The following is a 14,749-nucleotide window of genomic DNA, read 5'->3' on the forward strand; positions in this document are numbered from 1 at the left end:
TCTTGCTGTCTGCTCGCCGCTCACCTACTTCACGGATCTTGTCCGGTACTCGTTTTCCGGCGCCCATTACTTCCCGGTGATAGTCGACATCGCAGTGCTTGCCGGGTTCACCCTGGTCTTCACCGCCGCCGCGATGCGCCTGCACAGGCGGAGCCTGCCGCGGAGGATGTGAGTCCCGTGGGGGATCAGGTTTCCACCGCATGCCGTCTCCGGTGGCAACCGGGCAGAAGTGCATAATGGGGTCTATGGCCCGGCTCAGGTGCCGTTACAGTCCGGCCTCTCTTCCTCGTAAAGCGAGGGGCGGACAGACAGTTTTTTCGTCGACAACGCTTCGCCGTTCAGGGAGCACCCTGCATAAGGCATATATGTCCGTGTGAATAATAAGCCAGCACCGTTTCAAAATCAATTGTAATAACCGATCAAGCACCAGGGGTGTCCCTGATGAGACGAACACAATCAAGCAGTTCCAGACCACGGCGCACGCAGGGGCAGTTCCCCTGCAGCGCATCCTGTCGGAAGATCCTGCCGTTAGCCGTTCTGGCGGTGCTCCTCGCCTTCACCGCCCTCTTCGCAGGGTGTACGGCAGCACCAGGCGGAGCGGATGCCGCCACCATCTCGCCGCTCAACGGCACCGTCACGAAAGTCGAAGTCATCCACTTCACCGCGCCGAACCAGTGCTACTCCTGCGTGGTGCTCGGCGACTACGCCGAAGAGACCGTGAAGACACACTTCCCCGGTGAACTCGGCTCAGGGAAGCTCGTCTTCGATCACGTCGATGTCGCCGACCCGGAAAAGAAGGAGATCGTCGAGCGTTACGGGGCGACCGGCTCGTCGCTCTGGATCGGCACCTACGACGACCAGGGTGGGTTCTCCAAAGAGGAGGATACCCGGGTCTGGTACAAACTCAACGACAAGCCCGGATTCATGCAGTATCTCAAGACGCTGATCGGGATGCGTCTCGCCGGGGACTTCTCGCAATGAGCCTGATGGGGTTCATGGAGACGATGGGGACGAGCAGTGTTCCCCTCGTCGCCGCGTTCTTCATCGGGTTGATGATGGCCCTCTCGCCCTGTCCGCTCGCGACGAACGTCGCCGCGATCGGTTACCTTTCCCGCCGGATCGGTAACCCGGGGCAGACCCTCCTCGCCGGGGCGCTCTACAGCGCGGGGAGGATGGTCGTCTACGTCGGCATCGCCGCAGCGATTGTGACCCTCGGGCTCTCCGTTCAGGGGATCTCGCTCTTCCTCCAGACCTGGGGCGAGGTGCTCGTCGGCCCGCTGCTGATCGTGATCGGGGTCGTGATGCTCGATCTCGTCCCGCTCCCCTCCTTTCGGGGCGGCAGCAGGCGGTTTGCCGCATTCAAGGAGCGGGTCGCCGACCGGGGGCTCGCGGGAAGTTTCATCCTCGGCGTGCTCTTCGCATTGACCTTCTGCCCCTTCTCGGCGGTGCTCTTCTTTGCGATGCTCGTCCCGCTGGCGCTCCGGACCTCTGACCCGCTCGGGGTACCGGCGGTCTTTGCCGTCGCGACCGCTCTGCCGGTGATCGCGTTCTCGCTGATCATGGTGACCGGGATCGCGAAGGTGGGGAGCGCGATGAAGGCGGCGGAGAGGTTCGAGTACTGGACGCGGCGCATCGTCGGGGTGCTCTTCATCGGGATCGGGGTCTACCTCCTCGCGGCAATGCTGATTGGGTGAGGTTGAATACCACCGTCGTGCAGGGTCTACCATCGTTCTCCGGGCCCGCGCCGTTTCCCTCCCCCACGCGGCGCGTATGCGTGGGGACCAGGCTCCTGTCCGTGACCGGTCTGAACCGTCCTGCAGGTCCCTGCTGCGTGCTACAGGGATTCAATGTTATCGGAATGAGAAACGGACCATGAACTTCAATTAAGTAGTGCATGGACAGATTACTCTACACGGAAAAGGCCCCATGTCTTCCAACGAGCGACGGATAAAAAGCCGGATGAAAGTCGGTGCAGGGTTCGCGTTCTTCGGACTGGCGTGCCCGTTCTTCTGGTTGAATCTGTTTTATGGCGACTCCGGGTTTGAGACCTGGGTTTACGGCATCCATTCCGCTATTTTCATCATCATCGGACTTACACTGCTGGGAAAAGGGTGGTACGACCTGAAACGGGTCCGAATTAATGCCTAGATGAGAGCGCTCGTTGAACAAGATCCCCTCACATCCTCTTCGGCATCATACCCGTGCCGCTCGGGAGATCCGCTGCCCATCAGGGCTCCCGGTTATTGGGGGGAGGCGCCGGGGTCGCAGAGGACCTGTCCCCGGGACCCCGTTGGCGCCTCCTGGTAGCAGGCGGACGTTGATCGCCGAACCCTCTCTCGAACCTCTTCGCGGGCTGTCAAGACCTCCCCCTCAATTCCACGCAGGTGCAGGCAGGACAGGGTTCATACGACCCCCTGATCGATGGCGCACTGTGCGGCCGGCTCATTCGCGTACCACCGTTTTTTGAGCCAGAGCGCGACGTTGACGAGCCCTATCAGGATCGGCACCTCGATGAGCGGGCCGATCACGGTGGCGAATGCGACCTGCGAGCCGATGCCGAAGACCGCAACAGCGACGGCGATGGCGAGTTCGAAGTTGTTCGACGCTGCTGTGAAGGCCAGGGTCGCCGAACGCGGGTAGTCGACGTTGAGCCGGTGGCTCATCCAGAACGCGACGAAGAACATCACGAGGAAGTAGATCAGGAGCGGGATCGCGACCCGGACGACGTCGAACGGGACCTGGATGATGTTCGCCCCCTGGGTCGAGAACATCACGATGATCGTGAAGAGCAGGGCGACGAGGGTCAGGGGCGAGATCCGCGGGATGAACCGGGTCTCATACCACTCCTTCGATCGTACCCGAAGCAGGATAAAGCGGGTCAGAAACCCGGCGATGAACGGGATGCCGAGGTAGATGAAGACCGAGGTCGCGATCTCGGCGATCGTGATGCTGATCGCGGTGCCGGTCCCGATCCCGAGGAGCGGCGGCAGAACCGTGATGAAGATGTACGCGTAGATCGAGTAGAAGAAGACCTGGAAGACGGAGTTTAAGCCCACCACCGCGGCACAGTAGTCGCAGCTCCCGCCAGCGAGGTCGTTCCAGACGATCACCATCGCAATACAGCGCGCGATCCCGATCAAAATCAGGCCGTACATCAACTCCGGCCGGTCGGCGAGGAAGAGGACCGCGAGGGCGAACATCAGGACCGGGCCGACGACCCAGTTCTGGAAGAGCGATAAGCCCAGCACCTTCCGGTCGCGGAAGACGCTGCCGAGTTCCTCATACCGGACCTTCGCGAGCGGCGGGTACATCATCACGATCAGGCCGATCGCAATCGGGATCGAGGTCGTGCCGACCGCAAAGCCGGTGATCGCCTGCGGGACCGAGGGGAAGAAGTAGCCGATCCCGATCCCGATCGCCATCGCAAGGAAGATCCAGAGAGTCAGGTAGCGATCAAGGAACGAGAGCCGTTTCATAGTTTCAGCCATGGTTGTTCTCCGTGGTGTCCGGGGGTGTGCCAGCCCCCGGGCTGGCGACGTCCAGCCCCGGGGATCGACCATCGACCAGCATAATCATCGTCTTTTGTTGCATCAAGTCGCCTCGATTTGGTCCGTGTAACTGCAATCAGCGCCGGTCCCCAGGGACCGCGGTCACGCCCGCCTTCTTCACCGCCATCACGATATCGTCGACCGAGACAGCGGCCGGGTCGTAGGTGACCTTCAGCTGGTTCGTGATCCCATTCAGGGTGAAAGCGGTCACCCCCTTCAGGGCCTTCACCCGTCTCTCGACCATCTGCCCCTCACAGGCGCAACCGAGCCCTTCGAGCCGGAACGTCGTGGTTGCAGGACCGGACGATCCGGATCCGTTGCCGGGGATGGGGATTGGAGGCGGCACCTCGTCGGCAGGCTCTCCGCAACAACAGCAACCTTCTGTCTCGACGAGGGTTGGGGTCGGCAGATCCCGGTCAATCGACGTATCACCGCAGCAACATCCGTCTCCTGCGGGGGCTGTCGCCGTTGATGCCGCACCAACGTCCTCCGCGCCGGAACAGCACGAACCTGTCGCCCCGACGGCGACGGAGATCTGCGGCTCTCCGCACGAACAGCAACCGGCTCCGGCCGTTGAAGGAACGGGTAGCACATCGCCCGCAGGTGCGGTACAGGAACAGCAGCCGACAGCCGCCGTCGTCTGCGCTGCAGTCGGAATGGCAGGAGCCTTTATCTGGGCAGCAGCGGGGCTCTCAGGTTCGGCGCCGCTCCGCCACGTCAGCAGACGCAGGGCGTTCAAGATCACGAAGACCGCGCTCCCCTCGTTCAGGAGCAGGCCCGTGACCAGCCCGAGGTAGCCGAGCAGGGCCGCGACGACCATGAACGCGACGTTGATCAGCGAGACGGCGATGTTCTGCCGGATCACGGTGACCGTCCGGTGCGAGAGTTCACGCACATACGCCAGTTTCCCGAGGTCGTCGGACATCAGCACCACGTCGCCGGCCTCGATCGCGATGTCCGTGCCTGCCGCGCCCATCGCGATGCCGACGTCCGCGGCGGCCATGGCCGGTGCGTCGTTGATGCCGTCGCCGACCATGGCCACTGCACCGTACCGCTCTCTCAACTGCCGCACCACGTCGACCTTATCCGTCGGCAGGAGCTGCGCCCGGTATTCATCCACACCGACACGTTGCGCGATGGCCCGGGCGCTCCGCTCGTTGTCCCCGGTCAGCATCACGGTCCGGACGCCGGCGCGTCTTAACCGCTGCAAGGCCTCGACAGCGCCGGGCCGCACCTCATCGGCGATCGCGACCAGGCCGGCGAGCGTCCCGTCGCGGCTGACCAGGACCACGGTCCGGCCTTCACCCTCGATCCGGGCGATCGTCTCCTCCGCGTGACCGATCTCGATACCCTCTTCGAGCATGGCGCGGGGGCTGCCGATGCGGCATGCCTGGCCGTCCACCGTCGCCGCGACCCCGCGCCCGGCCGTCTCCTCGAACTGAACGGCCGGCCGACCCGAGAACGTCCCGCTCTCGCGAGCCTTCCGGACGATCGCTGCTGCGAGGGGGTGGCCCGACCACGACTCGATGCAGGCGGCAAGGTCGAGCAGTTCATCCCCGGTGAGATCGTCAAAGGTCACGACATCCGTGACCGCGGGCCGTCCGATGGTCAGGGTCCCGGTCTTGTCGAACGCGATCGCCTTCACCGTCTCGATGGTCTCAAGGTAGGCGCCGCCCTTGAAGACGGTTCCCTGCTTTGCAGCGTTCGCCATTGCGCCCACCACCGCGACGGGCACGGAGAGCGCAAGGCCGCAGGAGCACGAGACCACGAAGACGACGAGCCCGCGGTAGATGAACGGGTACCACTCGGCACCGAAGAAGAGCGGCGGCACGGTGGCGACCAGCACCCCGAGGACGAACATGACCGGCGTGTACCACTTCCCGAAGGAGTCCGAAAATCGCTGGTATGATGTCCGTTTCGCCTGCGCCTCCTCGACCGAGAGGATGATCCGGGAGAGCATCGTTTCGGACGCCGGTTTTGTGACCCGGACCTCGAGTGACCCGTTCTGGTTGATCGTCCCGGCGAAGACGTCCTCGCCGGGGCCGCGGTGTACGGGAACCGGTTCTCCGGTGACCGCTGCCTGGTCGACGTACGACGACCCCGCGACGACCGTGCCGTCGACCGGCACCCGCTCGCCCGGTCGGACGATCACGACTTCGCCGACGCTGATCGTCTCGACCGCACAGATGGTCTCGCGGCCGTTGCGCCGGACCAGCGCTTCTTTCGGCACGAGCGCCATGAGCGACCGGATCGCACCCCGGGCTTTATCCACGGCGTAGGACTCGAGGACGTCGCCGAGCGAGTAGACGATGATCAGGACCGCGGCCTCCCCCCAGAGTCCGAGCGCCATCGCGCCGACAGAGCCGATCAGCATGAGCAGGTGGATCGTCGGCGTCAGGTTCTTGAGCGCGATCAGCGCCTTTCGTGCCGGGTAGTAGACGCCGATGAGCACGGCGAGCAGGTAGAGCCCGTTCACGATGGTGAGCGACGTCCCGAGGTATCCCGCGACGAAGGCGATCACCGCGGTGAGGAAGCTCCCGTAGAGGGCGAGTTGTTGCGGTTCACGCCACCAGGTGCTCTTCCGCCCGTCGCTTCGCACCTGCGAGGCGGTCATCCCCGTCTCAGCGACGGTGCGGATGATCTCCTGGACACTGACGATCGCGGGATCGTAGGTGATCCGGGCCTGGCCGGTGACCGGCGTGATCTCGTGGCCCCGGACGCCGGCGAGGGCGTCCAGTTTCCGGGCGAGCAGGTCGGCGTTGCAGGTGCAGTCCATCCCCTGAATCTGCAGGGTAACCGTATCGGTATCGGATGTCGATGAAGCAATGCTCATCTCGCTCTCATCCCCTGGCGTAGAAATCCCGAACTGGAGATCGCTCCTTCGAATATTCTCACACTATCGTTTGTCATGGTGATTCCCCGCAGGAAATTGGTACCTCAATCTTCTGAATATCGAGGATCTCCAGGATCTGGACCGCCTGGCCCGACTTGATCCTGTACCAGATGTTCACACCGTCCCTCCGCGACTCGAGAACCCCGGCCTCCTCCAGGACCCTGAGATGCTGCGAAACCGTCGGCTGTGCCTTTCCGACGGCCGGCACGAGTGTACACGCACATCGCTCGCCGTCCATCAGGCATTGGACGATCTTTATCCGCGTCTCGTCGGCGAGAGCTTTCAGCAGTTTTATCCTCCCCTGCATATCCACAAATTGGTATATTCAAATATATGAATATGATCGCGCTGGTCGGGATCTGGCGTCTCCTGAGTCGGGCCCGACCGGAGACGGGTCTGGGCCGCCGGGAATGAGGAGAATGTCCGCGGTGAAGACGTCTGCAGAGACGATCACCTGCGCTGCTGAACGCTGCCCCCCGGCTCCGGGACCGGTGGCATGGCGGAGAGGCGACAGAAAGATGTCCCGTCGATTCCCAAGATGATACCATGAAGAAGGAACTCGTCATCGAATGGAAGCACATCGGGAACGAGATCGAGAAGACCGCCGAAGAGTTTGAGGAGACCGGAATGACGCTTTCGGCTGTTCTCGCGGAGATCCGGATGCTCCTCGATATGGAGGGGATCAGCGTCCGGGTGGATGAGACCGTCCTCCCCGATGACGCCCCAGCTGGATCGGAGGCCCTCCTCTTCAACGGGGTGCCGATCGAGGAACTTCTGGCAGGGGTCGAGGTGACTGCCGCATCCTGCTCCTGCGCATCCTGCGACTCCTGCGGGGGAGACGCGGAGTGCCGGACGCTCTGCTACAACGGCGAGGAGTACGAGGCAATCCCGCCGGAACTGATCGGGCGGGCGGCCGCAAAAGCGCTCGAGATGGAGTGAGTCCGTGACGGAACCCATCATCCTCGTCACCTGCTCCGGCCTCTCGAACACCGGGAAGCTGACCGGTCAGGCGGGGATGGTGGTCCGGCAGCGGTGCCCCGGATCCGTCGAGGCCTGTATCCCGGCACGCCGCCTGTCGGCGTCGCTTTCCGGCCGAATCCTCGCGCTGGACGGCTGTGAGGACGCCTGTGCGCTCAAAAAACTCCGGGAGAACGGGGTCGAGCCGGACCTGCACATTGTCGCGACCGGGTGCGGGATCGTAAAGAACGGCATGGCGGAGCCGCGGTTTGACGAGATCGAGCAGCTCGCGGGCGCGGTGATCGAGGCGATCCAGAGCGGGCAGCAGCCCTGAGTGCATCACCCTTCCGGGCCGTAGCGCCGCCGGAGGATTGCCGGGGCACCCGGGGAACCCCCGGCGACTGCCTCGGCGAAGAGGGGAGCATCGTTCGTGATGCGATCCCCCGGAACCAGTGGCGCCGGAACCGGGGAGAACGTCTGCCTCTCTCGCCACTCCCAGACGGCATCCATCACGGCGTCCGCCGTCGCCATGACGCTCGCGGCCCCGACGTCCACCACGACGGGGTTCGTGATCTTCCAGCGGTCGATGACCGTATCGAGGAGCCGGCGCCGGACGGTCCAGATCATGGGGGGGTGCGGGAGCGCGACCAGTCGGTCGATCTGCTCCGCCCAGACCCCGCCCTGGAGCTCGAACCTCCCCACCTCGTCGATGACCACCAGATCGGTCTCGCCGGGATCCGGCAGCGCGAGCGCCCTGCGGCCGAAAGCAAGCCCTTCGGGGCGGAAGTAGAACCGGCCGTGGACCTCGCACCGCGGGTCGGGGTCGATCGACGAGAGGTCCTCGTGCTCGCCGGTGGCGAGGTCGACGAGGGTGAACCCGGACCGGCGCCCGTCCCGCACGTGGCCGGGAGCCAGCACGCCCCGGACCCGAACGTTTGCCCCGACAATGAGCCCGAGCACCTGATGCAGGAACGTCGTCTTGCACTGGCCCTGCTCACCGGTGATGATGAAGACTGGCGTCGTCCGGCTGTTCATCCGGAAAGACCCCCAGGTATGCGGGTTGGAGAGCGGCTTACAGGTATGTCCCGGCCGGGGTCCGGGGAGACGTTCGCTCCGGGGTACATGGATATACATCTGCGGTGTTTGTATAAAATAGTTTTACTCAATATGTTTGTTTAAGATGTATCATTTACTTTCCTGGAGAACCGGTTGCCGCGCCCGCAACCCATATGCGGGATCAGGTATCAGGGGTGCCCATGGACCGCGAGACAGCCTGCCAGGCCTGCAGGAAGAACCTCGTCCCGCACGAGGATGAGCCGGTAACGGCGCCGCCGGGGCTGGAGACACTCTCGAACCTCGACCTGATCGAGCGGGTCTGCCTGACGACGACGGAGACGGACCCGCTCGCGATCGCCTGCGCGATCATGCGGCACCCGCAGATCAGCCTTCACGGCCCGGAGCACCACTTCCTGGTGCCGGCCGTCCTGCTTGCCGCCTACTACAACCACCGGGGAAGCCCGGAGAAGAAGGAACCGACCCTCCGACAGGCGAGGAAGCGTGCCGAGGCCGTCCAGCCGGCTTTCTGCGGCACGCACGGGGCATGCGGGGCGGCGATTGGCACCGGGATCTTCATGAGCCTGATCACGCACTCCGGCCCGCTGAAGAAGGAGGAGTGGTCGCTTGCTAACCAGGTAACGGCACGGAGTCTCATGGCAATCGCGGAGAGTGGAGGGCCTCGGTGCTGCAAGCGGGACTCGTGGCTCGCGATCGGCGAGGCGGTGAAGTTCCTCGCCGGGAAGTGCGGCGTCAGCCTGCCGGTGACGGAGCATATCTCATGCGAGTACGCGACCGTGAACCGCGACTGCACGGGCTACGAGTGCTCGTTCTACCCTGGCGAGGAGACCCGGTCGCCCTCTCCATCAGTATAAGTAGCAACGACGGACAATACCATACGGAGTTAATGGTTATGGCAGAGACAAAAGTCGTGCTCCACACGACCATGGGCGACATCACGATCCGGCTCTACGACGACATGCCGGTGACTGCAGGAAATTTTGCGAAACTGGCGAAATCCGGGTTCTATGACGGGACGATCTTCCACCGGGTCATCGCCGGGTTCATGATCCAGGGCGGCGATCCCACCGGCACCGGAACGGGCGGGCCGGGCTACACCATCACCGACGAGTTCGTGAAGGGCCACTCGAACGTCCGGGGGACGATCGCGATGGCGAACACCGGCCGCCCGAACTCCGGCGGGAGTCAGTTCTTCATCAACCTGGTGAAGAACGACTTCCTCGACTGGGACAACCCCAGGACGCCGAGCGCCCACCCGGTCTTCGGTGAAGTGGTTGAGGGCCTCGACGTCGTCGACAAGATCGGGAAGGTCGCGACGAACTCCGCCGATAAGCCCAAGGTCCCCGTCCGGATCGAGAAGGCCGAAGTCCTGGAGTAACCCTTTTTTATGAACCGCCGGGACCCTGCCGAGATCGAGGCGCGGATCGGCTATGCCTTTATGAGCGGGGAACTGCTCGAGCGGGCGCTGACCCGCCTCGCCTATACCCTGGAGGCCGGCCTCCCGCCCGGCGCCCACATGGACGCCCTCGCCACCCTCGGCGATGCGGTCATCAACGTCGCGGTCGTGGAGGCGGTGGTTGCAGGGGGAGCGCACGACAAGGGTGCGATCACCAACCAAAAGATGAACCTGGTGAATATGACCCGGCTCCGCGGGCTTGCGGAAGGCCTCGACCTCGCCGACTACGTCCGCTGGGGAAAAGGGGAGGCCGCCCAGACGGTCTGGACCTCCGGCAGGGTCCTCGCCGAGTGCCTGGAGGCGCTCATCGGCGCCGTCTACCTGGACGGCGGGATGAGTGCGGCCGCCGGGGTGCTCCGGCGGCTCGGGCTCACCGGGAAAGCGTAGGCTTTCCTGCCCCCTCTTCACTCGCCGCCGGAACGGTGGCCGCCGGGCGCATCAGGAGCCAGGCGGCGACGAAGCCCACCGCGGCGAGAGCCGCGACGAGCGGGAAGACGCCGAGGTAGGTCCCGGTCGCCTCCCGGACGAACCCCGCAAGCTGCGGCCCGGCGATGGCCCCTGCGCCGTAGGCGAGGAAGACAACCCCGTAGCAGCGCGGGTAGTCGCACGTCCCGAAGTAGGACGCCGTCGCCGCCGGCGCGATGGCGAGCCAGCCCCCGAGGGACCCCCAGAGGACGGCGAAGGCGACGACGTAGGCCGGCACTCCCGGCGCGAGCCAGATCAGGACCGATGCCGTCGCGATCAGAGCAAACGTCAGCATCGCCGTCTTCTGCGGGGTTATCCGGTCGGCGAGGGTCCCGAACCCGGGCCGCCCGAGCCCGTTGAAGACGGCGAAGAACCCGACGAGGAGCGTCGCGAGCCCCGCATCCACCCCGGCGATCTCGGTCCCGACCGGCTTTGCGATCGAGATCGCGGTCAGGCCCGCGAGGCAGCCGATGAAGTAGCAGGCGAAGAGCCCGTAGAACGTCCCCGTCCGGAGCATCGCACGCCGGTCGCACTCGCAGACCGGGGCCGTCCCGACCCCGGGTGGGGGCGGCGACCACCCTGCCGGTCGCCAGCCCGCCGGCGGGAACCGGAGCGGGAGAGCGGCGAGGAGCAGCACGGCGATGAACACGGCCCCGAAGATCCGGAACGTCGGCATCACGCCGTAGGCGGCGATCAGGGCGCCTGCCGCGTTCGCGGTGACGAAGGCCGAGAATCCGAAGCCGAGCAAGGCAAGCCCCACCGCGAGCCCCCGGCGGTCCGGGAACCACCGGGCCGCGACGGCGACCGGCGCCCCGTAGGCGATCCCGACGCCGAGCCCGCCGATGACGCCGTAGACGACGTAGAGCGCCTCGACAGACGTCGCCGTCGAGGCGAGCAGCCAGCCCAGGCCCGTCAGGACCCCGCCGACCATCGTCACCATCCGCGGTCCGTAGCGCTCGATATACTTCCCGGCGAGCGGCATCGCTATCGCGAAGAAGGCGAGGAAGACCGAGAACGGGAGGAGGACCTCCCCCGCCGTCACCTCCCGGCCGAGCGCTGCAGTGAAGTGCGCCGCAAGCGGCGCGACGAAGACGCTCCAGGAGTATATGCTCCCGAGGCAGAGGTTGATGAGGAGGCCGAGGGCGATGAGCCCCCACCTCCCCCTCTCCGCCGGCAGCCCAAAGATCGTCGGTGTCTCTGTCATGCCCGTCTACTCCTCGAGTGTCGATATGTCGCCCGGGTCCATGCCGAGCTCGCGGGCTTTCAAGACCCGGCGCATGATCTTGCCGCTTCGGGTCTTGGGGAGCCTATCCATGAACTCGATCTCGGCCGGCACCGCGACGGGGCCGAGGCTCTTCCTCACGTGGCGGGCGAGGTCGTCGGTGAGGCCGTCGCCGGGGTTTGCGCCCACGCGGAGGGTGACGAAGGCCTTGATGACGTTCCCCTTCAGGGGATCGGGTTTCCCGATGACGGCGGCCTCCGCGACGGCCTCGTGGGAGACGAGCGCGCTCTCGACCTCCGCGGTGCCGATGTTGTGCCCGGCGACGACGATCAGGTCGTCGGCCCGCCCGATGACCATGATGTAGCCGTCCTTATCCTTCACCGCGAGGTCGCCTGCGGCGTAACACCCGGGGATGGTCTCCCAGTAGGTGCGGTAGCGCTCGTCGTTCCCGTGGACCGTCCGGAGCATCGAGGGCCAGGGTTCCCTGATGACCAGGAACCCGCCGGTCCCCGGCGGGACCGGGGCGCCCGTTCTGTCGACGACGTCCACGACGGCGCCCGGGATCGGTTTCCCGGCAAACCCGGGCTTCATTGGTTCGCCGACCATCGTGGTCACCATGTGCATCCCGGTCTCGGTCTGCCACCAGGTATCCACGACCGGGCACCGGTCTCTGCCGATGGCGTGGTAGTACCACTCGAACGCCTCGGGGTTGAGCGGCTCGCCGACGGAGCCGAGCACGCGCAGCGTCGAGAGATCGTACTTCGCCGGCCACTCGTCACCGTAGCGCATGAACATCCGGATGGCGGTCGGGGCGGTGTAGAAGATCGTCACCCCGAGGTCCTGGACCAGCCGCCAGTAGGCGCCGGGGTCCGGGTAGTCCGGCGTCCCCTCGGCGATGACGACGGTCGTGCCGACGGCGAGCGGGCCGTAGACGATATAACTGTGGCCGGTGATCCAGCCGGGGTCGGCGGTGCACCAGAAGACGTCGTTCTCCTTGACGTCGAAGACGCACTTCGTCGTGTAGTAGGTCCCGACCATGTAGCCTCCGCACGTGTGCACGATCCCCTTCGGCGCCCCGGTCGAGCCGCTCGTATAGAGGATGAAGAGCGGGTCTTCCGCGTCCATCACCTCCGCCGGGCAGTCGGGCGCGGCCTCTGCTATGAGGGCCGCGTAGTCGACCTCGCGGGTCGGGTCGAGGCCGGCGGCTGCGCTCTCGCGCCGGAGGACGACGACCCGCTCGACGGACGGTGCGTGGCCGAGCGCCTCTCTCGCGATCTCTCGGAGCGGGACGGCCTTCCCCCGCCGGTAGCCGACGTCCGCGGTGACGAGGACCTTCGCTCCCGCATCGTTGATCCGCATCGCAAGCGCGTCCGGCCCGAACCCGCCGAAGATGACGGAGTGGACGGCCCCGATCCGGGCGCAGGCAAGCATCGCGACGACCTGCTCGGGGACGAGCGGCATGTAGATGCAGACCCGGTCACCTTTCCCGACGCCGAGGGATTTTAAGCCGCTTGCAAACCGCATCACCTCGCGGTGGAGGCCGTCGTAGGTAAAGACCTGCTCCTCGCCCCCTTCGCCGCGCCAGACGAGCGCCGCCTTGTTCTTCCGGGCGCTGGCGGCATGCCGGTCCAGGCAGTTGTAGGTGATGTTGAGTTTTCCGTTGACGAACCATCTCGCGTACGGGTAGTCCCACTCCCTGACCCGGTCCCACGGCTTGAACCAGACCAGTTCACGGGCGACCCGGTCCCAGAAGGCTTCCGGGTCGCGCACGAACTCCTGGTAGGCCCGGGTGTAATCCGGTGTCCAGGCTGCCGCCTTGCACCGGGGGTCGGGGGTGTAGCGTTTCTCCTCCAGTTTCACGGCGAATGTCTGCTCCATACTTCCTCAATTTACATGATTCATCATACCCGATTGCCGCGGCCGGTCCCCGTATGGGCCTCCGTACCGTGCAAAAGTGGCTGATCCTCCGACCGACAACCTTCCCGGCCGCTCGGTCCGTGGTCGTGCTGCCGTACATGCGGTCGCCGGCAACCGGTGCCGGCTCCGCCGGGAGCGTAACCTTCCCGGGCGCCTCCTCCCGTGCGGCGCCCCTATCTTACATGATCTATCATGTGCAATTTATCACGATCAATAATGTAGAATAAAAAGATAAATGTTGCGGTGGGGCGGGGTGGTGAGGTTGATGCCATCCTACAACCAGCCCTTCCGGTTGATGGCCACCGCGATGAGCGAGGAGACGATCAGGGAGAGGACGATGATGATGAGGAACCCGTAGGGATGGTTCTCGAGGGGGACCGGGACGTTCATACCGAGGAAACTTGCGATCATCGTGGGGATCGCGAGGATGATGGTGATCGATGTGAGGAGTTTTAAGATGTTGTTGAAGTTGTTTGAGATGATCGAGGCGAAGGCATCCATCGTCTCGGTCAGGATCGTCGAGTAGGTGTTCGCCATCTCGATCGCCTGCTTGTTCTCGATGATGACGTCCTCGAGAAGATCGGTGTCGTCTGCGTACATCCGGAGGGGCTGGAACGTCAGGGTCTTGTCGAGGACGATCTGGTTGCTCTTGAGCGACGTCGAGAAGTAGACCAGGCTCTTTTTTAAGTTCATCAACTGGATCAGCTCGCGGTTCCGCATCGACTGGTTCAGTTCGGCCCCGATACGGTCGGATATCCGCTCGATCTGGCGCAGGTACTGGAGGAAGTAGGATGCGTTCCGAAAGAGGATCTGCAGGACGAACCGGGTTTTCTTGAACGTGTAGAAGAGCTTCACCCGGCCTTCCGTGAAGTCCTGGACGATCGCGTTCTCGCGGAGGCAGACCGTGACGATGGTATCGGGCGTGACGATGATCCCGAGCGGCATCGTCGTGTAAAGGATCGTCCGTTCGGGATACGGCATCGGGATATCGATGACGATCAGGGTGACGCCGTCCTCCGTCTCGGTCCGGGGCCGCTCCTCCTCGTCGAGCGCCGCCCGGAGGTAGTCACCCGGGATGGCGAGCTTTGCCGCGACCTCCTCGATCTCACCTGCGGTGGGGTTGATCATCGATACCCAGGAGCCGGGCTCGAACCGGCCGGTCTCCTCCGTCCGTGGCACCGGGGCCGCTTCAACCGTGCGATAGATGCGGATCATGC

Annotated in this window: 14 protein-coding genes; 7 read left to right on the forward strand and 7 right to left on the reverse strand. The window is 64.7% G+C overall.

Annotated features, from left to right (window positions below):
* Positions 1–441: 441 nt before the first annotated feature.
* Both PLN84_RS08295 and PLN84_RS08300 read left to right on the forward strand, forming a co-directional pair.
* The gene (locus tag PLN84_RS08295) at positions 442–981 is read left to right on the forward strand and encodes a nitrophenyl compound nitroreductase subunit ArsF family protein (protein WP_348532001.1); all 540 of its coding nucleotides are present in this window, start codon (positions 442–444) and stop codon (positions 979–981) included.
* The gene (locus PLN84_RS08300; RefSeq protein WP_292383429.1) at positions 978–1,694 is read left to right on the forward strand and encodes an aromatic aminobenezylarsenical efflux permease ArsG family transporter; all 717 of its coding nucleotides are present in this window, start codon (positions 978–980) and stop codon (positions 1,692–1,694) included. The genes PLN84_RS08295 and PLN84_RS08300 overlap by 4 nt, the downstream gene beginning before the upstream one ends.
* 708 nt (positions 1,695–2,402) lie before the next feature.
* On the opposite strand, the gene arsB is transcribed toward PLN84_RS08300, so the two are convergent.
* From arsB to PLN84_RS08315, 3 genes are all read right to left on the reverse strand, one after another.
* Positions 2,403–3,488, reverse strand: a complete 1,086-nt coding sequence (gene arsB, locus PLN84_RS08305) for an ACR3 family arsenite efflux transporter (protein ID WP_292383427.1) — start codon at positions 3,486–3,488, stop codon at positions 2,403–2,405.
* Positions 3,489–3,624: 136 nt separating this feature from the next.
* On the reverse strand, positions 3,625–6,381 hold the full coding sequence (locus PLN84_RS08310; protein ID WP_292383426.1) for a heavy metal translocating P-type ATPase: 2,757 nt from the start codon (positions 6,379–6,381) through the stop codon (positions 3,625–3,627).
* Between the two features lie 73 nt (positions 6,382–6,454).
* Positions 6,455–6,748, reverse strand: a complete 294-nt coding sequence (locus tag PLN84_RS08315) for a metalloregulator ArsR/SmtB family transcription factor (RefSeq protein ID WP_292383424.1) — start codon at positions 6,746–6,748, stop codon at positions 6,455–6,457.
* Positions 6,749–6,987: 239 nt separating this feature from the next.
* On the opposite strand from PLN84_RS08315, the gene PLN84_RS08320 reads away from it, so the two are divergent.
* Together PLN84_RS08320 and PLN84_RS08325 are read left to right on the forward strand one after the other, a co-directional pair.
* A complete protein-coding gene (locus PLN84_RS08320) occupies positions 6,988–7,380 on the forward strand; it encodes a DUF2703 domain-containing protein (RefSeq protein ID WP_292559839.1) in 393 nt (130 codons plus the stop codon).
* 4 nt (positions 7,381–7,384) lie between these two features.
* Positions 7,385–7,732, forward strand: coding sequence for a putative zinc-binding protein (locus PLN84_RS08325; RefSeq protein WP_292383422.1), 348 nt, complete (start codon positions 7,385–7,387; stop codon positions 7,730–7,732).
* A gap of 5 nt (positions 7,733–7,737) precedes the next feature.
* Here the strand turns inward: PLN84_RS08325 and PLN84_RS08330 are convergent, their stop codons facing one another.
* Positions 7,738–8,532: a nucleoside-triphosphatase gene (locus PLN84_RS08330; protein ID WP_348532002.1), complete on the reverse strand. Its 795-nt coding sequence runs from the start codon at positions 8,530–8,532 to the stop codon at positions 7,738–7,740.
* Positions 8,533–8,654: 122 nt separating this feature from the next.
* Here PLN84_RS08330 and PLN84_RS08335 point away from each other — a divergent pair, with 122 nt between their 5' ends.
* Genes PLN84_RS08335 through PLN84_RS08345 form a run of 3 tightly spaced genes read left to right on the forward strand, consistent with a single transcriptional unit; the run spans position 8,655 to position 10,315 of the window.
* The gene (locus tag PLN84_RS08335) at positions 8,655–9,326 is read left to right on the forward strand and encodes a DUF5714 domain-containing protein (protein ID WP_292383419.1); all 672 of its coding nucleotides are present in this window, start codon (positions 8,655–8,657) and stop codon (positions 9,324–9,326) included.
* A gap of 38 nt (positions 9,327–9,364) precedes the next feature.
* Entirely contained in the window at positions 9,365–9,850 is a 486-nt protein-coding gene (locus PLN84_RS08340) for a peptidylprolyl isomerase (RefSeq protein ID WP_292383417.1), read from the forward strand.
* A gap of 9 nt (positions 9,851–9,859) precedes the next feature.
* The gene (locus PLN84_RS08345) at positions 9,860–10,315 is read left to right on the forward strand and encodes a ribonuclease III domain-containing protein (RefSeq protein ID WP_292383415.1); all 456 of its coding nucleotides are present in this window, start codon (positions 9,860–9,862) and stop codon (positions 10,313–10,315) included.
* Here the strand turns inward: PLN84_RS08345 and PLN84_RS08350 are convergent.
* From PLN84_RS08350 to PLN84_RS08360, 3 genes are all read right to left on the reverse strand, one after another.
* The gene (locus PLN84_RS08350; RefSeq protein ID WP_348532003.1) at positions 10,299–11,597 is read right to left on the reverse strand and encodes an OFA family MFS transporter; all 1,299 of its coding nucleotides are present in this window, start codon (positions 11,595–11,597) and stop codon (positions 10,299–10,301) included. The genes PLN84_RS08345 and PLN84_RS08350 overlap by 17 nt on opposite strands.
* 6 nt (positions 11,598–11,603) lie before the next feature.
* Positions 11,604–13,493, reverse strand: coding sequence for an acetate--CoA ligase (gene acs, locus PLN84_RS08355; RefSeq protein ID WP_348532004.1), 1,890 nt, complete (start codon positions 13,491–13,493; stop codon positions 11,604–11,606).
* Between the two features lie 312 nt (positions 13,494–13,805).
* Positions 13,806–14,747 (reverse strand): magnesium transporter CorA family protein, encoded by a 942-nt coding sequence (locus tag PLN84_RS08360; RefSeq protein ID WP_292383408.1) that lies wholly within the window; start codon positions 14,745–14,747, stop codon positions 13,806–13,808.
* Between the last annotated feature and the right edge of the window lie 2 nt (positions 14,748–14,749).

It is taken from the genome of Methanoculleus sp. (genome assembly GCF_035363275.1).
GTDB lineage: Archaea > Halobacteriota > Methanomicrobia > Methanomicrobiales > Methanoculleaceae > Methanoculleus.